Origin of the sequence: Shewanella denitrificans OS217, assembly GCF_000013765.1 — a bacterium.
In the GTDB taxonomy this organism is placed as follows: domain Bacteria; phylum Pseudomonadota; class Gammaproteobacteria; order Enterobacterales; family Shewanellaceae; genus Shewanella; species Shewanella denitrificans.
On sequence record NC_007954.1, the window covers coordinates 4,359,880 to 4,378,557 of the forward strand.

Below are 18,678 nucleotides of genomic sequence, written 5' to 3' on the forward strand. Positions count from 1 at the left end.
TATTGCTTATTCACAATTAAAATTTTAACCCAGTAGCGCACCAACTTGATCTCTGTTGGTATTGCTCTGGGCCATCAGGGAGGTGACTTGATAGCTGAAGGGTTGTGGTCGCATGTATTTATCGAGGTAGTTAAGGGCCACTTGAGTGTCTTTAGCTTGACTATTGGCGTTAATTCTTGCCAATAGCACTTGATGAATGGTGTTTATTTCATTGGCTTGTTGGGCTATTTTTTGCTGTGTTTTGGCAATTTTGGCTAAGGTTGGTCTTGCTTGCTCTATAGCGCTTAAGCCCCACTCTCTTGGGTCTTGCCAGTGATATCTGGCTTCTATGCGGATTTGCCTTAATTCACCTGCAGGTAATCTTTGGCCTTCGCCCATCATCAACACGCCCTCACACACCAACTGCCATACCGCTGAATGGGTCTTACACACTAGCTCGTCAGCCACTAATTCTAGGCTTATCCCAAGACGCTCGAATATGGGGGCCATCTGTTGCAATAATTGCTGGCGGCTTAAGCCGGCGGCTAAGGTCAGCACCACTGTCTTTTTGCCCAGTTGTATGGTGATTTTCTCATCACGATCCTTAGGCGCACACAAGTCTACCGACTTAAACACGAAGGCATGCATGGCAGCATTGGCAGGAGTTGAGAGTAGATTAAAGTGATGATCTAATAATTGAATGCCTTGATACTGCGGCTTTAGCCCTAGCAATTGCTGCCGTAAGGTTTCAGCGGTATCCCAAAGCTTTTCATTTTGGCGGGCTTGCAGCTCATCTTGCACCGCACTTTGCAATAATTTAGCCAGCTGTTGCAGTAGCTGTTTTGCTTGGGTTAACGCCTGCAAGGTCACCTGTGATGCGCTAATACTGTGCTGCTCTGCGGTAGCTTTAGCCCAGCGTTGATAACTGTCGAGCCTGTGCTTAGGAATAGCATGCTGCGCTGGAGTATCAAATTGTGAGCTCACCCCCCCTGTCGCTGCTGCAGCGGGAGCCAAGCTTTGGCTTTGCCGCATCACATTCAGCGATTCCCCAACACCTTTGATCATCTCACCCAACCCTTAATACTCATTAACGATTCTGTTGTTCATCATTACATGTGATCAAACAAACTTAAGCGGCTCACCTGCACAAACGTTTGTTGAGTGACCTTAAGTGCAGTTAACTTCACATTAAATTCAGCAGTGGCGGCGGCATAATCTAATTCTTGGGTTTCACCAATGACTTGTCGATTAAACAAGGTCATCTCCTCGTGGGATGCTTTCATCAAAGACAAGCTATTCTGCTTACCACCAAAGTCTGTGATCACGGCATTGATGCTGTTCAAGGTATCATCTAATGAGCTTTGAAAGCTTAAGGTGGCAGCAGTAAATGCAGGTAAGCCTGGACTTAAGCTGGGATCTTTTAAGGCAGTAACAAAATCGACGGCGGCATTGAGTATGTCTTGACTGCCATTACCGAATAATACCTCCTGGGCCGTGGCATTAGACTCAATCCAAGACGAGGGCGATGTTTGCACTTGGCGTGTATTATTATCACCCTGATAAACATACTTGCCGCTAGCATCTAATACTACCGTCGCCTTATCGACCAGATTACCCGCAAAAACCGAATTGCCGCCATCATCTTTGGCGTTAATACTGCTGACCAAAGACTTAAGCAACTCATCAATTTCTGCCGCATAAGCGCTGCGATCGCTCACCGAAAGCGTGCCATTACTGGCCAATACGCCAATTTCACGCATCCGTAATTGCACTTCAACCATGCTACTTAAATGTGTTTCAGCGCGGCCTAAGCTGGTGCTTACGGCATCGATATTCTTAATGTATTGCCCAACGGCGGCTAAGTCACGCTCACTCGCCATCACACGCACGGCGCCAATGGGATCATCAGAAGGCGCAAGAATAGACAGGCCTTGAGACATCATCTGGTTTAACCGTGCCACATCGGCGGTGGTGTTTTGCAGACTCGTTAAGTTATTGGTATACAAATTTTGCATGGTTACGCGCATGAGTGATTCCTTAGCGGCTATTTAGCCTTAAAAGCTGTTGAGTACCGTCTGAAATAGACGCTCTGCCGTGGTGATCACCTTGGCATTAGCCTGATAAGCCTGTTGATAAACAATAAGGTTAACCCCTTCTTCATCGGGGTTGACGCCACTAGTGCTGGCCCACTGAGATTTTGCTTCCGTGTGTAAATCAGTATTGGTCTTAGCATCGGCTTTGGCCTGCCTAGAGGCTGAGCCTAGGGCGCCGACTATGCTGGAGAAGGATTCACCTAAGCTCACCGCCCCGCCAAGGCTGGTAAACCCCAACGATTTACTCGCTAATGCCGCTAACGCCTTCAAGTTACTGTTGTCGCCTTGAGTACCATCTAAGCCGAGGGCGAGATCTTCTGGAGTAAAGCCACTGCTGATGGCTAAACTCCCTGCTGGATTCACGCTATTAACGCTTAAAAAATTCTTAACTGGCGCCGCGCCGGATAAATCCGTACCTAAGGCTAAGGTATTATTAAATTCATTGGCCAGATGCTGGGCTAATTCATCAATATAGGTCTGAGAATTGGCCAGCTGAGTGTCTCTGTAGGTCATTAACGACCCCATGCTACCGCCCACTGAGTTTTCAAACACAAACTGGCTTTTGCCAAATTGGATGCTGATATTACTGTTAGCTGGATTTAATGGATCAGGCACTGTGCTTAATGTGGCTTTGGTATTGCCCGCAATCAGGGGTTCGCCTTTTTCCAAGGAAATATTCACTAATCCTTGGGCATCTTCGACCACTCGAATATCAATTAATGATGCCAGCTCATTAATGGCGGCATCACGGCCATCTTGCAGTGCTGCTGGTACTGTGCCAATCGCACTCGCCGCCCGTATGTCTTTATTGAACTTGCTGATGATATCCAGCTGAGTGTTCACCAGCTTGACCGATGAGCCTAACTGACCATTAATTTGTTCACGTTGTGAGCTTAGGCTTTCGTTAATTGAATGAACCCTTTGCACCAAGGCTTTGGTTTCATTGATGATACCTTGACGATGAGCAATCAGGTTTGGTTGCTCCATGGCGGAATTCATCGCCGCGAAGACCAGACCTAAGCCTTTAGAAATATCATTACCATCGGCACCAAACACTTGTTCGGCTTGGCCTAAATAACTGGTTTGAATTTTAGAGAAGCCCACATCACTATTGGTTTTCCACAGCTGCGCCACTTCGTATTGGTCAGAAATTCGGCGCACGCCATCCACATAGACGCCAGCACCGCCGCCATAAGCCCCGCCGCCCACTGAGCTTGTCATCACTTGTTGGCGAGAATAACCCGCCACCATAGCATTGGCGACGTTGTTCGAGGTGGCATTCAGTGACGCTGCGCTGGCAAGCAGCCCAGATTTACCAATGTTGAGCATATTCATTCTGGAGTATCCTTGGCGAGCTTAGGCATGATTAACGCAGGTTGCATCGCGGTAGTGGTCATTGCTTGGTGTGGCTTATCTATCTGCAAGGCGACCACTTCATGGTTTGACTTAAGTGCACCGGATAATTGTTTAGTCATCACCTCAGACAAGCCCATGGTCTGCAATTTACTCAACTGCATCGCCAACTCGGCGTCGTGAAGGTCACGATATAGCCCATCATTTTTAGATGAGAACGGACTGTCTTCATCCGCCATAGCATCTGAAGCTGAGCGCATCTGTTTGAGCACGGTTTGCAAAAATTGCGCTTCAAACTGTTGGCTTACCACCCTTAATGCGCCTTGCTCACCATTAGTTTTAATCAAGTCGCTGGCATTAAGGCCTGCTAGGTAACCGCCTGCATTCTCAAGTTTCATTAGATCACCACCAATTCAGCTTCTAAAGCACCCGCTTCGTTTAAGGCTTCGAGTATCGCCATTAAATCCATAGGCGCTGCGCCAAGGCTATTAACCGCTTTTACAATTTCTTCCAATGCTACGCCTTCTTCCCAGACAAACATGCGCTTGTTCGCTTGCTCGACCGTGACTTGACTGTCCTTGGTCACCACAGTTTCACCGGCGGCATTGCCGAAATAAGCCCCATTGGGCTGGCTGACATTTTCGCTCTCGACTATGGTAACAGTCAGATTGCCATGACTCACGGCAGCTTTACGCACCACCACATCACCGCCCATCACCACTGTGCCTGTACGGCTATTGAACACAATGCGCGGCACCTTGCGGCCCTGCACTATATCTAGCTCTTCAAGCATGGATACAAACGTCACTCGCTCACTGGGGGTTTTGGGTGCATGAACCAGCACTTTGGCATGACTATCGGCGCGGGCAACTCCTGGGCCAAACATGTCATTGATGCTGCGCTCGATATTGCGCGCAGTCTTAAAGCTTGGGCTGCGCAAATTTAAAATGATGTCAGGATTGTCATTAAAATTGCTGCTAATCGACGCCTCCAATAAAGCGCCATTAGGAATAGTGCCAACGGTTGGCACGTTCACTGTAATTGAAGAGCCGTTACGACCGGAAGCTGATACGCCGCCCACCACCAAGTTACCCTGGGCTATGGCATAAACTTCGCCATCGATGGCCCTTAGTGGCGTCATCAATAGCGTGCCGCCCTGTAAGCTTTTGGCATCACCTATTGATGAGACGGTAACGTCGATACTCTGCCCCGGACTGGCCAGTGAAGGCACTGTGGCATGAACGGCAACGGCGGCGACGTTTTTAAGTTTAGGATCGGTATTATCATCCACCTGTACCCCAAACTGTTTCAACATATTCACCACAGATTGGCTGGTAAAGCGCACTTGAGAGCGATCTCCAGAGCCACTTAAGCCCACCACTAAACCGTAACCCACCAACTGGTTTTCACGTAAGCCTTGTATATCGACAATATCCATTAACACACGGGTTTGCTCCGCCGCTTTTAAGGGCAAAGCCACCAGCAAAGGCAGAATAAGAAGCAGGCGCAACATAGTAAAATCCTTCATTAAAGCGGGAACCAAGGGCTATTAAAATAACGAGAAGCCCAACCCATAGCATTGCTGTCGGCGATGGCGCCTTGGCCACCATAGATAATCCGTGCATCGGCGATACGTTGGGAAGAAATAGTATTAGTGTTGTCAATATCGTCGGCGCGAATAAGCCCTAACAAACGCAGGTATTCATCCCCTTGATTGAGCCTTAACCATTTTTCGCCGCGAATAAGCAAGGTGCCGTTCGGCAACACTTTGGAAACCGTCACGGTAATTGAACCTGACAACTGGTTTTGCTGGGTGCTTGAGCCCATGCCTGAAAAGCCGCGATTAAGCGAAGCATTGCCATTGGTTTTGACATCTTCACTGCCCGCTGAGCCACTTAAACCTAATGACATGCCTTGCTGTTTGTTGGTCTTGGTATCGGCTTTTTTACTTGAATAAGTTTTTTCATCCAAGGCTACCGTGAGTATGTCGCCCTCACGATAAGCACGCTTATCTTTAAACAGGGTTAACATATACCCTGGGCGATATAAGCTGCCATCTTTAGCGTCCGGTAGACTGTAATCCACTTCTGGTGGTGCCCAATCTTTAGTATCAGGCTTAGTTTCAGCTTCAGGAAGATGTGCTGCACAACCTGACAATAAGAAAGCTAACAGCAATAACCAACGCATCAAATAACCCCTTATACTGACTGATTAAGAAACTTAAGCATGTCATCGGAAGCTGAAACGACCTTAGCATTCATTTCATAAGCTCGCTGGGTCGAAATCATCTCCACCATTTCTTCCACCACATTGACGTTTGAGCCTTCCAATGAACCTTGGCGCAGGCCGCCTAACGCTTGATCGCCAGCCACCCCTTCCACCGCAACACCTGATGCGGCGGTTTCACGGTACAAGTTATTGCCACGAGCTTCTAAACCGGCAGGGTTAGTAAAGTTAATCAGGGTAATTTGACCTAACTCTTGTGGCTCGGCGTCGCCTGCAATGGTTGCCATCACTATGCCGTCTGTGGCTATGGTGATATTGGTCGAGTCTTCTGGAATAACGATATTGGGCACTAACGGCAAGCCTTGGGAGGTCACCATCATGCCTTCACTGCTGCGATAAAACTGACCATCGCGAGTGTAAGCTAAATCACCATTTGGCTCTTCCACTTGGAAAAAACCATTGCCTTCAATGGCAAGATCAAGTTGCTGGCTAGTGTTGTGCACATCACCTGTGGTAAATACTTTTTGCGTACCGGCAACTCGAGTTCCCGTACCTAACTGTAACCCTGAAGGTAACTGGTTTAGCTCATCGACTTGGCCGCCAGGCTGACGCTGGACTTGATAGAACAAGTCATTAAAGGCAACCCGGTCACGCTTAAAGCCAGTGGTATTCACGTTTGCCAAGTTGTTGGCTATGGTGGTCATTTTGGTGTCTTGCGCGGCTAGGCCGGTTTTACTTACCCATAATGCTGATTGCATGAGTCTATTCCTTAAGCATTTCTTATCAGGCGATTACCCGCTTCTGCGAGTTTTTCGGCGCTTTTCATCAGTTTCACTTGGATTTCAAATTGACGGCTCAAATCCATGGATGCAATAAGCTCTGACACCGCCTGCACATTACTAGACTCTAAATAACCGCTATCCACCTGTACGCCATCATCGGCGGCTAACACGCCTGCAGCGATAGGATAAAGCAGGCCATCGGCGCCTTTAGTTAACTCATTAAGTTCAGGATTAACCATTTTCAGGCGGCCCACTTCTTGAATAACCCCGCCTTCTGCCGGCAGCACACTGATGGTGCCATCTTCACCGACGAATAAATCCTTATGCTCAGGCAGCACCATAGGGCCATCGATACCCAGAACCGGACGACCATTAACGGTAAGCTGCCCTTCGGCGTCTGCTATCATGGCCCCTGCGCGGGTATAAGCTTCGCCGCCATCCACCATCACAGTAAATAGGCCGCGATCACGAATTGCCATATCAAGGTTACGGCCGGTGTGATTCATCTCACCGCTTTGCTGGCTAAAGCCATTGCTCTGGGTTTGCACCAGTACGCGAGTGCTCAGCGAAGCTTCCACCCCAGGTAAAGCCATGGATTTAACTCGTTCTAAGTCAGCCTTAAAACCTGTGGTTTCCGCATTGGCTAAGTTGTTAGCCCTTATGCTTTGCGCTTCCATAATGCGACTCGCACCGCTGGCCGCCGTGTACAGCATCTTATCCATGAGTTAATCCCTTAAATGGAGTTCAGTAGCGCTTGCTGCATGGTCGAATTAACATCTAATACCTTGGCATTGGATTGATAATTGCGTTGCGCCGACATCAAGTTCACCATTTCAGCTGTGGTATCTACGTTTGAGCCTTCCAAATAACCGCCAGTGACAGTCCCCATGGTGCCCGTTGAAGGTGCGCCCATGATCGCTTGACCCGCTTCATTTGACGCTATCCAAGCATTATTGCTCACAGGCTTAAGACCATTGGGGTTGCTAAAGTTAGCTAGCGCCACTTGACCTTGAAGTAACTCTTGGCCGTTAGTGTAAGTACCATAAACCAAGCCGTTATCATCTAGACGCACGCCCTTTAATTCACCTGAAGTAAAGCCATCTTGGCGCAGACTAGAGTTGTTATAGTTAGCCGCGTACTGAGTGCTCTTGTCGTAAGCGATATCAAAGCTCAATGCTGATGCACCTTTAAGCAAGGTCGGATCGGCAATGGCTAAGTTAAGTGTCTTGCCCGTTTGCAACACACCATTGCTGTCGAACGTCATTTTATGACCCGCTGCAGGGGTCACATCCTTACCGTCCATCATAAAATGTACGTTCCAGTCATTAGGGCCAGTTTTGACATAATATTGGATCATCGCGTGTTCAGTCCCTAAGGAGTCATACACGCTTACAGTGTTAGATGAATGAAAAGTGTCTGATTTAGTGGCATCAAATGGTGTTACTAAAGGGTCTATCACAGCAACACGAGCATCTAGGTTAGAGACTAGCGCCACATCAGTGGTGGCTTTAGCCGCTAAAGAGGCGGTTTGAATTTGCAAGTCGATAGCGTTACCAGTTTGAATACGGCCAGTGGCACTGGCGCCATAACCTTGCAAACGGTTACCCACAGGGTCAACCACAAAACCTTGAGAATCTTGATGAAACATACCTGCACGGGCATACATGTTGGCGCCATCTGTACCTTTAAGCACGAAAAAGCCATCACCTTGAATGCCCATGTCTAATTGACGACCTGTGTAGGTTAAGCTGCCGCCTTTAGTGAAGTTTTGCGTGGTAGACATCACACTCACACCACCGGCTTGGCCACCATTGTAGATGGCGGCAAATTCACTACGACCACCGCGAAAACCTACGGTGGATGAGTTAGCAATGTTGTTACTTATGGTATTTAAGTCTTGGGTGGTTGATTGCAGGCCACTTAAAGCAATATTGAACGACATTTTTATATCCTATTAAAATGATTAAGAAACTTCAGAAATGTTTAGCACAGGAACTATGCCTAAGCCGTTACTCATTTCGGCCATCATCATTCCTGAAGCGCTAGAAAAATGGATTTTCTCTATCTCAGCTTTCACATACGTCGGGGCGATTAGCACGGATTCACCGACAGTCGCCTTAGCCTTAAGCTCATATTTGCCCTCAGCCAAGCCAGCGGCGGTCGGATCAAAAGCAAATTGAATATCTCCCTTACCTTGAGCACCCATTTTTAAACTGTGGACCACTTGCCCCTGCTGATTAACCACCTCAATGGTTAAGTCTTCTACGGCATTGTCTAAAAAGACTTTACCTTCTATAGGCTCAGTACCGAGCTGTAGATTGGACGCTGGCACAGTGGCGCTCTTACCAATGAGTGAAGCCGACTGCACTATGCCTAAGTTTTCCATCATCACCATTTGCGATGATTGGTTTTTACGCATGTACTCCAAACTTTCTACCTGAGAAAATTGAGCTAACTGCGACACATACTCAGCGCTTTCAATAGGTTTGGTGGGATCTTGATTCTTGATTTGGGCAATCATCAAGGTCATAAATTCATTTTTTAACGAAGCAGCATCATTGCCAGGGGACTGCAATACATTGGCAGTGTGACTCCCTTGGCTTTCCTTCGCATTAGTCACTTGCATGATTAATTACCCCCCAGTTGCAACAAACCTTGCTGCATAGAGCGCGCACGGTTCATGATTTCTACACTGGTTTCAAAGGAGCGACTGGCGGCCATCATGTCGGCCATTTCATCAACTGTGTTGACGTTTGAGTAAGCCACATAACCTTGCTCATCGGCGTAGGGATGGTTAGGCTCATAACGTAAATCCAGCGGCGCACTGGTCTGCACTATATCCATTACCTCAACTGAGGCTCCTGAGGTGGCATTTTGTTGAAATTGCTCATATACCGTGGCGAACACAGGCTTAAGGGCACGATAGGCCTCTTCAGGGGTTTCTGCCGCGGTACCTGCGTTAGCTATGTTACTGGCAACAGTATTGAGGCGAATGGTTTGCGCATTCATGCCCGCACCCGCAATTTGATAGATTTCACCGAATGACATAAGCGCTCCTAGCGACCTTCGATAGCAGACTTAAGTCCGGCTATCTTCATGTTTAAAAAAGTTAAGCTGGTTTGATAGTCCATGGCATTTTCAGAATATCTTGCCTGCTCTTTACCCATCTCAACCGTATTGCCATCGGCAGTGTTTTGATAAGGAATACGATAAGACGGCTCATAACCATTGCCTGGTTTGATACCCGCATCGAGCTGCGCCATTAAGACACTAAAATCGAGATCTTTAGCCTGATAACCTGGAGTTTCAGCATTCACCAAGTTTCCCGCTAAAATCTTACTGCGCTCCACCCTAAAATCTAAAGCCAATGGATGTACACCTAATGCGGTATCAAGGTTGATAGCCATGCCAACTCCTAGTAATGTATGCCCAGCGGGCGCCTTAATGGAACCTGACTATTCAATAGTCATGCCAACACGGTAACTCAAATATAAACAACAACTTACAAGGTGAGTCCATTGCCAGTCGGAACACGCATTTCCCATGTTATTCTCCTTGCCTTTATTTTACTTCCGCTTACCTTGCAGGCGAGTCCTTCAGGGCAACTCAGTATGATGGCGCTGTCCTTTACCACTGCGAGCACTCAGCAACAGATCAGCAATAAGCTAACAGCTGAAATTGCAGCAGATCTTAAAACATGGCAAAAACAACAAGATATCAATGAGCTTAACCACAAGAGTGAATTAAGAATTCCGTCCTCAGCTAAATCACTGCCTCCCTGTGTGCAAGGTCTTAGCATTGAGCCCAGTAAAGGCCTGCCCTATGGTCGGGTGCAGCGAAAGTTAACCTGCAGCAATCCTAGTTGGAGTTTGTATGTCCGAGCTATAGTGACTGTGACCGCGCGTTTGCCGGTTGTGAATCGCACCTTGATGCGCAGCGAGACCGTCAGCGCAACCGATTTAAACTGGCGCACACTAACATTGAAGCCGGCGGATAAGGATATTCTCAGTCGAGAGGTCGACATCGTTGGTCAGCAAGTGGTTAGAAAACTTAGAAAAAACAGTATAATAAAAGCCAGTTATCTTGATGCTCCTGTACTGGTGAAACTCGGTGAGCCGGTGATTATCGAGGCTAATAGCCAAGGGTTTCATGCAAAAATGACAGGCGTCGCTATGGATTCAGGCAAGCAGGGCGAGCCTATTAGGGTGAAAAATAGCCGCTCAGGCAAGGTTATTACGGCCTACCCGATATCTAAAGGAAGAGTACAAACACAGTTTTAGCGCTAGCGGAAATACTTTGGCTACCATTGCGGAAAAAAGTGAAAACATTGTTTAAGTTTTCGTTTTTCTTGCCGCCTTAGCATATTAATCAATCCAATAGTCCGGCAGGTTTATTATGGAAATTCAGAAGATACCCAGTGCGCTTAGCGCTGAAATTAGTACCAATAAAGGCCAGCAAGCTCCAACTCAAGCTGGAGCCGCTGTTGTCACAACTGCACCTAAACAAGCAACTATCAGCAAAGATTGGCAACTACTGGAAAAATCGCAAAATGCATTGCACGCACTCGATGATATCGATACAGATAAAGTAAGCGCCCTGCGTGAGTCATTGAAAAATGGCAGTTTCGAACTCGATCTTGAAAAAATAGCTGAGCAAATGCTGAACCAACATGGATAATTCTTTGGCCCTTAAGCGTGAACTGGTACAGCAGCTGATCCGAGATGTACGCAGCGATCTTGACGATTACGCGCAACTCAAAGATATGCTTGAGCAGCAGCGGGAATTAATGCGGCGCAGAGATAATGAATCCTTGCTGGCTCACAATACTCAGCAAACTTTACTTTGCGATAAACTTGCTCAGCGCGCCAGCGTTCGCAGCCAGCACTTAAGCCAACTTGGGTTTGATAATAGTCCAGGGGGGATGACTAAGCTTATCTCGATATTGCCTGAACATATCAGGCCACAAATCAAGCTCTTGTGGCAAAACCTACAAACTCGCGTGCAAGACAGTCAGCAGCAAAATGAAGCTAACGGCAAATTGTTAGTGATGCAGCAAACCAGTATTAAACGCGTACTAGGACAAGATAACCAAGAAGCTATCGATTACGGCATCAGTGCAGGTTATTCCGCTTAGGCCTTGTTCTCATGAGGGCATTCTCACCCTATAAGTGTCAGTTCATACAAGATTTCACTGTGAGTAGAACCTAAACAATAGGTTAGTCCACACTCCCCATTAACCATGTATACACAAGTTAATTGATTGTTTTTATATATTAATAAAGTGTTAGCTTGTATAACTCATCTTGAACCAGTATAAAAACTGGCGAGATCATCAGCACTTTTTTGTTCTCGCTGTGCGGCCACGGTTAAGGCCTGTGCCTGTCTTTGCCCTTGAAGCCATTTCATCCCTTGTTGCCGCCCGAGTTGACGACGCCAAAGATGATCCAGTCGTAACTGCTCTTGTTGCAATAGGCTTTGAGTTTGTTGCAATTTAGCCGTCATAGGCACTAATACCTGAGCCATATTGTTGGCATTTTGCCACAGCAGTGGGTGCTGCCCATGAGCATCGCAACTGCGATATTGGGCTATCATCTGAGTCAATTGCTGACATTGAGCTTGATTGGTATTTAGTCTTTGATGGGCTGTTTGCTTTTGCTCACCCAGCCTTAGGAGTTTTTTTTGCTCAATATCACACAGGTTAGTTAACCGCTTGTGGCTCATATCCCATCACCTCCATCAATTGCGCTAACTGAGTCAAGCTGGCCTCACGACTAATGTTTTCATTCATGTGCTGGCGCAAGAATGCGGCAATATCACGGTAATGACGCACTGCAAGATCCATCTCTTGATCATGACCCGCTTGATAGCCACCTAAGGGCAGTAGCTCACGCACTTCGTTATAACGACTTAATAAATGACGCACCACATGACTCTGGCTTAAGTTGTCTTGGCTCGCTATCTGGGTCGCTAGACGACTGACAGAGGCATTAATATCTATGGCAGGAAAGTGGCCTTGTTCAGCAAGCTTACGACTGAGCACCACATGACCATCTAAGATGGCTCTGGCGGCATCGGCAACCGGATCTTGCTGGTCATCGCCTTCGGTTAACACGGTATAAAATGCGGTTAGCGTCCCTTGTGGATGCTGGCCGTTACCCGCCATTTCAACCAAATGTGGTAATTTAGCAAATGCTGAAGGTGGATAACCTTTGGTTGCAGGCGGCTCACCTAAACTGAGGGCAATTTCTCGCTGCGCCTGGGCATAACGGGTTAATGAGTCCACCAGCAGCAATACTTGTTTACCTTGATCGCGAAAACCACAGGCTATCTCGTGACTCAATACCATTGCCCGCAGGCGCATCAAGGGAGTGGTATCTGCCGGTGCGGCTATCACTACTGCCCGTTTGCGGCCTTCTTCCCCTAAGGTTTGCTCGATAAATTCGCGTACTTCACGGCCACGTTCACCAATCAAACCCACCACCACCACATCGGCTTCGGTAAAACGGGTCATCATCCCAAGCAACATACTCTTACCCACCCCAGAGCCTGCAAACAAGCCAAGTCTTTGGCCTCTGCCTATAGGTAATAAGCTATTAATGGCACGAATGCCTACATCCAAAGCTTGGCTAATGGGTTGTCTTAATAAAGGGTTATAACTGCTGTTACTGGGTGTCTGTTGCTGAACCCCTGTCAGCTTACCGAGTAAATCCAAAGGTTGGCCTAGGCCGTCCAGTACTCGGCCTAACAAACCATCACCTATCATCAGCTTCTGGGGCTCGGTAATAGGAATAACTCTGGCGCCTGGCATCACCCCATGGGTTGATTCTATGGGCATTAAGCACAGCACGTCTTTATTAAAGCCCACCACTTCGGCCTCAATGAGTCGTCCTTCTCGGCCTTCAATCTGGCAACGGTCACCCATGCCTAACTGGCAACCTACCGCCTCAAGCACTAAGCCATTGACCCGAGTCAATCTGCCATAGACCCGAGCGACGGGTACGGTGGGCCAATCTGGCTGTAATAGCTTAGCCCTCAATCTCTACCTCATTCAGTTTGGCTTCAACTTGCTCCATGCAGGCCTCTAAACGCGTCTCAATAGACGCATCTGCATCGGACTTATCGCTGACAATACGGCAACTCCCTGCAGAAATACTGGCATCAGACACCAGCTGCCAACCACGCAACTTATCTTCACCCAGTTCTTTGAGCTTAGTGACAGCACTTGGCTCAAGGTGAATTTTGATCTCACCTTTATCGTTAGGTAAGGCACTTAAGGTTTCTTCTACTAATTTGAGGATTTGCTGCGGTTGTAACGTAAGCTCACAGCGGATCACTTGCTGGGAGACGCGGCGCACTAAATCTAAGATCAAGTCTTGTTGATTGCGCACTTGTTCGGCATGACCCTCTTCGAGCAAAGACTTAAGTGCTGCCAGTGGTACGATAAGCTGATTGAATTGCTCATCAATACTTTGCTTGCCTTGCTGCTGACCTTCAAGCAAGCCCTGCTTAACACCTTGTGCATGGCCCCGTTGCAAGCCTTCTTCAGTACCTGCGGCTAAGCCTTGCTCTTGCCCTTGACGGCTTCCTTCCTGGTAACCTTGCTCAAAAGCCTGTTGATAATTTTGCCACTCGCTACTGTCATTGCTACTGACAGCTTCACCAATCAAGGCTGGAAAGCGGTAACGACGGGCGAGTTTTGGATCTAAACGCCAAGGATTATGTTTATTGTTCATTAGACTACGACCTGCTCTTCAAATAGTTGCAGCTCAATATCCCCGTCCTGCATCATCTGCTTGGCCAAGGTCATGATGTCTTTACGTGCCCCCTGAGCACGGCTGAAGGGCACCCCACCTAAGGCTTCTATTTGAGTTTCAATCGCCGATGACATCCGCTTAGGCAGTGCCTTAAGTAAGCTTGTCTTAAGCTCTGCATCTATCCCTTTCAGCGCTATGGCTAAAGTTTCGGCCGGCACCATACCCATCAAGGTTTGCAGAGTTTCTTGTTTCTGACGGCCCAAGATAATGAAATCGAACATATTATCTGTGACATCATCGGCAAGCTTATTGTCATAGAGCTTAATCATCTCCATCAACTGCTCACGGTCCCCTTCGAAGCGATTCAGTATGTCGGCAACTTGTTTCACTCCGGCAACTTGGGTGTGGCTTTTTTCCATCGCCATCAGCATGCAACGTTCAACCAATAACCTGAGCTCTTCAACCACATGACGGTCAAGATCGCCCAACTGGGCAATACGCACTAGCACATCATCTTGACTGGCTTGTGGCAGCATCTTAAGAATTTGCGCAGCGCTGTCCGCTGGCAGTAACCCCAGTAAAACCGCTTGTAACTGACAATGTTCAAAGGCGATTTCACGTGCAAGTAATTGCGGTTCAACCCATTCTAATCGCTTAACTAGAATTTTGATTTCATCACCATAGATGCTATCAATTAAACTCTTGGCAACCCTGTCACCTAAGGCTATATCTAAGGTTTTTTGCAAGTAAGAGCGTGAAGCCCTAGCAATACCCGACTGCTCCTTGTAACGCTCGAAAAAACGACTCAACACGGCTTCGGCTTCTTGCTGAGTGATGCTCGATAAACGGGCCATTTTATGGCTGAGCAACTGCACATCGCTCTTATCTAAATAGGACATGACTCTGGCCGCACCTTCTTCTCCCATGCTGAGTAATAACATGGCCGCTTGAGAGTAGTTATCCATCTTGATATCCAATGTATTCTTAGTCTGCATCTTTATCACCAATCCAATGAGCGAGTACTTCAGCAACTCGTGCGGGTTCTTGATTTGCAAGCATGCCTAAATGCTCCATTTGCACTGTCAGCGGCGAGCCAGGCTCCGGTAGATTCAAGCCGCCCAGCCATTCGGCAGTGCTCTTCTCTGCACTATGCCCTTGGCTAATTGCAGCCCGCGTCGTGGTATTACTTTCTGCCGTGGTGGACTCTGCACTTTTGGCTAAGTTAATGGTTTCAGGCTCACGGGTTTCATTGTCGACATGTTTAGCGGTGAAGGTAAGGTGTGACACTAAAGGACGCAGCACAAACAGAATCAATCCAAGCCCCAGCAGGCCACCGATGAGATAACGTAAATACGCCTGATAATCTTCGACTTGCCACCAAGGTAGCGGCTCAAACTCCGCTACCGTTGGCACGCTAAAGGCAAAAGCATTAATGCTGAAGCTGTCACCACGTTCGCTGGAAAAACCTATGGCGTCCTTCACCATGGAGCCTAACTTGGTAAGCTCGGCATCATCGGTTGTTAACCCAGTCGCGACGGTATTATTGACCAATACCGATACAGATATATTCTCTAGCTGCATCTGCTGATAGCGAATATGACGCACGCTACGGCCGACATCGAATTGGCGATTGGCTTCCTGACGCAGATTGCGAGTGTTGTCTTTTTTATCACCTTCTGCCGCTTGTGGAGGCTGGTTACTCAAAGCCCCGGGGATCCCTTGGGCTAAGGCGGCATTTTTATCATCTGAGCTGGTACGCTCTTGTACCAGTACAGACTGAGGATCTAAGGCTTCCTTGGTTTCTTCTATTTGATTAAAGTTAACCTTAGCGGCAATTTTCACTTGAAAGTTATTCGGCCCTAAAATAGCCTCTAACATAGAACTGGCGTTATGCATCAGGTTTTGCTCAAGCTCTCGGGTATAGGTTATTTGCCTATCCCTAGCCTGGGTCATGTCCTGATCTTCATTAATATTGGCGCTAAGAAAACGCCCCTCTTGATCGACAATCTTAACCCCAGACGTCTCCATACCAGTGACGCTACCGGCGACCAAATTGACCACTGCTTCCACTTGAGATTGGCTTAACTCTGCCCCAGGGCTTAGCTGCAACATCACAGAAGCGGTAGGTAACTCAGGAGTTTGACGAATAAACAAACTGCGCTTAGGAATAGCCAAGTGCACCCGAGCTGAACGCACATTTTTAAGTGACATTATGCTTCTGGCAAGCTCACCTTCTAACCCGTGGCGATATTTAGCCTGCTCCATAAACTGGCTAGTACCTAAACTTGAGCTGTCGAGTTCGTCCATCCCTGATGGCACTTTCGCCTTAACGCCGCGAGCAGCGAGCAACATACGCGCCTTACCCAACTGATCGTCAGCCACTAAAACTAGGCCAGTATGCGACTCAATTCGATAATAAATACCTTCGGCTTCCAGCACCTCAATAACTTGAGATGTTTCGACGTTTTCTTGGCTGCCATAGAGGGGGCGATATCCTTGGCTTGCCGTCCACAGCATGATCACTATCACACTGGCGACGACGGTTGCCAACAGCGCCAACACCATGACCTGCTTGTCGCCTTGGGTAAACCTACGCCAACCTTGAGCGGCACTGGAAAACAGGCTCGGTGACTGTATTTCACCTTGAATTTCTTGCTCAGACTGGATCACATTAGTCGACATTCAAACGCTTCCTTACACAGGCATTTTTATAACATCATCAAACGCTTGTACTAAGCGATTGCGAATTTGGATCATGGCAGAAAATGATAAACTGGCCTTTTGTGACGCCACCATGGCACCAACAAGATCATCACTTTTACCTGAATCCACTGCTTTCATTAAATTTGATGAATGGTTTTGAGCCTCATTCACCGATGCCACTTTCTGCTTCATTAAATCTGAAAATGAGCCTATGGCCATCTCGTTATCGGCAAAATTGGGCTTGATACTGATCGCCCCTTTAGCCATTTCACGCTGCAGGTTTAAGGTTTCCATCAATGACGTTGAACTTATCGTTGGGCCATTTACCATAGTTAATCCTTGTTATTGATTGTTCTCTCTATTAAGCAAACTATTGATTCAAGCTGCATTACCCGCACGCTGCAGTAGCTGATCGACATCAATCCCCGCATCTCGCATTTGAGCCAACTTGTATCTTAGCGCTCTTGTGGTCATGCCAAGTTCCGCAGCAGTCTGACTGCGGTTTCCTTGCACACGCCTTAAAATATCGACAATGAATTGAAATTCGGCTTGGCGTTTAGATTCTTTCAGCCCAGAAATAGGGCTATGAGATTCTGGTAATTGAATTTCACAGCCCACTGACAAACCGAGTTCGGCCGCTTGGATAGCTTGGCCACGGCGCATAACCAAGGCTCGTTGAATGCAATTTTCCAGCTCACGGACATTCCCCGGCCAATCGTAAGCCAGTAAAGCTTCGCGCGCCTGACGGCTGAAGTAACACTCCACACCTTGGGTATCAAAGCGATGTAAAAAATGCTCGGCTAAGGGCAAAATGTCGGTTTTTCTGTCCCTAAGGGGAAAGATTTTTAGTGGCAGCACATCCAAACGATAGAAAAGGTCCTCTCTAAAAGTGCCGTTTTCAACCGCTTGACGTAAATCTTTATTGGTTGCCGCTATCACTCTAATATCGAGGGGAATAGCCTGACTGCCACCTAAACGTTCAACTTCTCTCTCTTGTAGCACCCGCAGTAATTTAGCTTGCAGAGCCAGCGGCATTTCAGCAATTTCATCCAGCAACAGCGAGCCGCCGTTGGCTTGCTCAAATTTACCGGCTTTATCGCTACTCGCCCCCGTAAACGCCCCCTTAGTGTGACCAAAGAGAATAGATTCGAGCATGGTTTCGGGAATAGCAGCGCAATTGATGGCGATAAAAGGCTTGTGGGCGCGACTTGAATGACGATGAATATAATTGGCCAGCGGCTCTTTACCTGTACCACTTTCACCCGTGAGTAGTACAGTGGCCTCAGTGGTGGCTGCTCTATGAGCTAACATAAGCAACTGTCGGCTAACGGGAGCGGCAACAATGAGTTTAGGGTCCGGTTGCTCCAAGCGATGTAGACGTGAAATTGAAGCAATGAGCTGCTCATCTTCAACAGGAAGCAGTAAATAGTCTTGTACGCCTGACTGCATGGCAGCCGCAGCCAACTCCCCTTGTTCGGGAGCGAGTAATGCCAAGAAGTTTTTACTTGAGAAACCACTCAAATGCCCCGCCAATTGAGACGGCTTAAATTGAGAAAGGTTTATTATGGTCAACCAAGGTACCGTATTTCCTTGTTGCCACAGTGTAAATCCTTGGGATTTTAGTCGTTCTAAGGTTGCTACTGAAAGCGTAAAATCAACCAAACGTATTTTAAGGTTATCCATAATCCCTGCTTAACCAATTGAAATATAAAACTTAGGTCTCCATAACCAAACGAGTTCCATAGCTTGTATTCATGCCTACCCAAACTCTAAACATGAGTATTTTTG

Annotated in this window: 22 protein-coding genes; 3 read left to right on the top strand and 19 right to left on the bottom strand. The window is 47.5% G+C overall.

The window, feature by feature from the left end; translation table 11 throughout:
- Nucleotides 1-24: 24 nt before the first annotated feature.
- From SDEN_RS18915 to flgB, 12 genes are read right to left on the bottom strand one after another with little or no spacing between them, the layout of a single operon-like run.
- Nucleotides 25-1,044 (bottom strand): hypothetical protein, encoded by a 1,020-nt coding sequence (locus SDEN_RS18915; protein ID WP_011498054.1) that lies wholly within the window; start codon nucleotides 1,042-1,044, stop codon nucleotides 25-27.
- Nucleotides 1,045-1,088: 44 nt separating this feature from the next.
- The gene (flgL, locus tag SDEN_RS18920) at nucleotides 1,089-2,006 is read right to left on the bottom strand and encodes a flagellar hook-associated protein FlgL (RefSeq protein WP_011498055.1); all 918 of its coding nucleotides are present in this window, start codon (nucleotides 2,004-2,006) and stop codon (nucleotides 1,089-1,091) included.
- Between the two features lie 27 nt (nucleotides 2,007-2,033).
- The gene (flgK, locus tag SDEN_RS18925) at nucleotides 2,034-3,407 is read right to left on the bottom strand and encodes a flagellar hook-associated protein FlgK (protein WP_011498056.1); all 1,374 of its coding nucleotides are present in this window, start codon (nucleotides 3,405-3,407) and stop codon (nucleotides 2,034-2,036) included.
- Entirely contained in the window at nucleotides 3,404-3,823 is a 420-nt protein-coding gene (locus SDEN_RS18930) for a rod-binding protein (protein ID WP_011498057.1), read from the bottom strand. Before SDEN_RS18930 ends, flgK begins: the two co-directional genes overlap by 4 nt.
- Nucleotides 3,823-4,938, bottom strand: a complete 1,116-nt coding sequence (locus SDEN_RS18935) for a flagellar basal body P-ring protein FlgI (RefSeq protein ID WP_011498058.1) — start codon at nucleotides 4,936-4,938, stop codon at nucleotides 3,823-3,825. The genes SDEN_RS18930 and SDEN_RS18935 overlap by 1 nt, the downstream gene beginning before the upstream one ends.
- 14 nt (nucleotides 4,939-4,952) lie before the next feature.
- A complete protein-coding gene (gene flgH / locus SDEN_RS18940) occupies nucleotides 4,953-5,612 on the bottom strand; it encodes a flagellar basal body L-ring protein FlgH (protein WP_011498059.1) in 660 nt (219 codons plus the stop codon).
- An 11-nt stretch (nucleotides 5,613-5,623) separates the two neighbouring features.
- Nucleotides 5,624-6,409 carry a flagellar basal-body rod protein FlgG gene (flgG, locus tag SDEN_RS18945; RefSeq protein ID WP_011498060.1) on the bottom strand — a complete coding sequence of 262 codons (786 nt, stop codon included), beginning with the start codon at nucleotides 6,407-6,409 and terminating at the stop codon, nucleotides 5,624-5,626.
- An 11-nt stretch (nucleotides 6,410-6,420) separates the two neighbouring features.
- Nucleotides 6,421-7,155, bottom strand: a complete 735-nt coding sequence (locus tag SDEN_RS18950) for a flagellar basal body rod protein FlgF (protein WP_011498061.1) — start codon at nucleotides 7,153-7,155, stop codon at nucleotides 6,421-6,423.
- 11 nt (nucleotides 7,156-7,166) lie between these two features.
- Nucleotides 7,167-8,375 carry a flagellar hook protein FlgE gene (gene flgE / locus SDEN_RS18955; protein ID WP_011498062.1) on the bottom strand — a complete coding sequence of 403 codons (1,209 nt, stop codon included), beginning with the start codon at nucleotides 8,373-8,375 and terminating at the stop codon, nucleotides 7,167-7,169.
- 21 nt (nucleotides 8,376-8,396) lie between these two features.
- Complete coding sequence (locus SDEN_RS18960; RefSeq protein ID WP_011498063.1) at nucleotides 8,397-9,059, bottom strand: flagellar hook capping FlgD N-terminal domain-containing protein; 663 nt, start codon at nucleotides 9,057-9,059, stop codon at nucleotides 8,397-8,399.
- A 2-nt stretch (nucleotides 9,060-9,061) separates the two neighbouring features.
- On the bottom strand, nucleotides 9,062-9,481 hold the full coding sequence (flgC, locus tag SDEN_RS18965) for a flagellar basal body rod protein FlgC (RefSeq protein ID WP_011498064.1): 420 nt from the start codon (nucleotides 9,479-9,481) through the stop codon (nucleotides 9,062-9,064).
- 8 nt (nucleotides 9,482-9,489) lie between these two features.
- Nucleotides 9,490-9,840, bottom strand: coding sequence for a flagellar basal body rod protein FlgB (gene flgB / locus SDEN_RS18970; RefSeq protein WP_011498065.1), 351 nt, complete (start codon nucleotides 9,838-9,840; stop codon nucleotides 9,490-9,492).
- Between the two features lie 102 nt (nucleotides 9,841-9,942).
- On the opposite strand from flgB, the gene flgA reads away from it, so the two are divergent.
- The 3 genes from flgA to SDEN_RS18985 all read left to right on the top strand — a co-directional run bounded on the left by flgA (nucleotide 9,943) and on the right by SDEN_RS18985 (nucleotide 11,567).
- A complete protein-coding gene (gene flgA, locus SDEN_RS18975) occupies nucleotides 9,943-10,713 on the top strand; it encodes a flagellar basal body P-ring formation chaperone FlgA (protein WP_408640229.1) in 771 nt (256 codons plus the stop codon).
- A gap of 115 nt (nucleotides 10,714-10,828) precedes the next feature.
- The gene (gene flgM / locus SDEN_RS18980; RefSeq protein ID WP_011498067.1) at nucleotides 10,829-11,110 is read left to right on the top strand and encodes a flagellar biosynthesis anti-sigma factor FlgM; all 282 of its coding nucleotides are present in this window, start codon (nucleotides 10,829-10,831) and stop codon (nucleotides 11,108-11,110) included.
- Nucleotides 11,103-11,567, top strand: a complete 465-nt coding sequence (locus SDEN_RS18985) for a flagellar protein FlgN (protein ID WP_011498068.1) — start codon at nucleotides 11,103-11,105, stop codon at nucleotides 11,565-11,567. Before flgM ends, SDEN_RS18985 begins: the two co-directional genes overlap by 8 nt.
- A gap of 164 nt (nucleotides 11,568-11,731) precedes the next feature.
- Here the strand turns inward: SDEN_RS18985 and SDEN_RS18990 are convergent, their stop codons facing one another.
- The 7 genes from SDEN_RS18990 to SDEN_RS19020 are packed head-to-tail and all read right to left on the bottom strand — an operon-like array spanning nucleotide 11,732 to nucleotide 18,573.
- Nucleotides 11,732-12,154 (bottom strand): flagellar FliJ family protein, encoded by a 423-nt coding sequence (locus SDEN_RS18990; RefSeq protein ID WP_011498069.1) that lies wholly within the window; start codon nucleotides 12,152-12,154, stop codon nucleotides 11,732-11,734.
- The gene (locus SDEN_RS18995; RefSeq protein WP_011498070.1) at nucleotides 12,132-13,469 is read right to left on the bottom strand and encodes a FliI/YscN family ATPase; all 1,338 of its coding nucleotides are present in this window, start codon (nucleotides 13,467-13,469) and stop codon (nucleotides 12,132-12,134) included. The genes SDEN_RS18990 and SDEN_RS18995 overlap by 23 nt, the downstream gene beginning before the upstream one ends.
- Complete coding sequence (gene fliH / locus SDEN_RS19000; RefSeq protein ID WP_011498071.1) at nucleotides 13,459-14,166, bottom strand: flagellar assembly protein FliH; 708 nt, start codon at nucleotides 14,164-14,166, stop codon at nucleotides 13,459-13,461. Before fliH ends, SDEN_RS18995 begins: the two co-directional genes overlap by 11 nt.
- A complete protein-coding gene (locus tag SDEN_RS19005; protein ID WP_041405908.1) occupies nucleotides 14,166-15,152 on the bottom strand; it encodes a flagellar motor switch protein FliG in 987 nt (328 codons plus the stop codon). The genes fliH and SDEN_RS19005 overlap by 1 nt, the downstream gene beginning before the upstream one ends.
- Before the next feature lie 19 nt (nucleotides 15,153-15,171).
- Complete coding sequence (fliF, locus tag SDEN_RS19010) at nucleotides 15,172-16,869, bottom strand: flagellar basal-body MS-ring/collar protein FliF (protein ID WP_011498073.1); 1,698 nt, start codon at nucleotides 16,867-16,869, stop codon at nucleotides 15,172-15,174.
- 12 nt (nucleotides 16,870-16,881) lie between these two features.
- Complete coding sequence (gene fliE, locus SDEN_RS19015) at nucleotides 16,882-17,220, bottom strand: flagellar hook-basal body complex protein FliE (protein WP_011498074.1); 339 nt, start codon at nucleotides 17,218-17,220, stop codon at nucleotides 16,882-16,884.
- A gap of 48 nt (nucleotides 17,221-17,268) precedes the next feature.
- On the bottom strand, nucleotides 17,269-18,573 hold the full coding sequence (locus SDEN_RS19020; RefSeq protein WP_011498075.1) for a sigma-54 dependent transcriptional regulator: 1,305 nt from the start codon (nucleotides 18,571-18,573) through the stop codon (nucleotides 17,269-17,271).
- Between the last annotated feature and the right edge of the window lie 105 nt (nucleotides 18,574-18,678).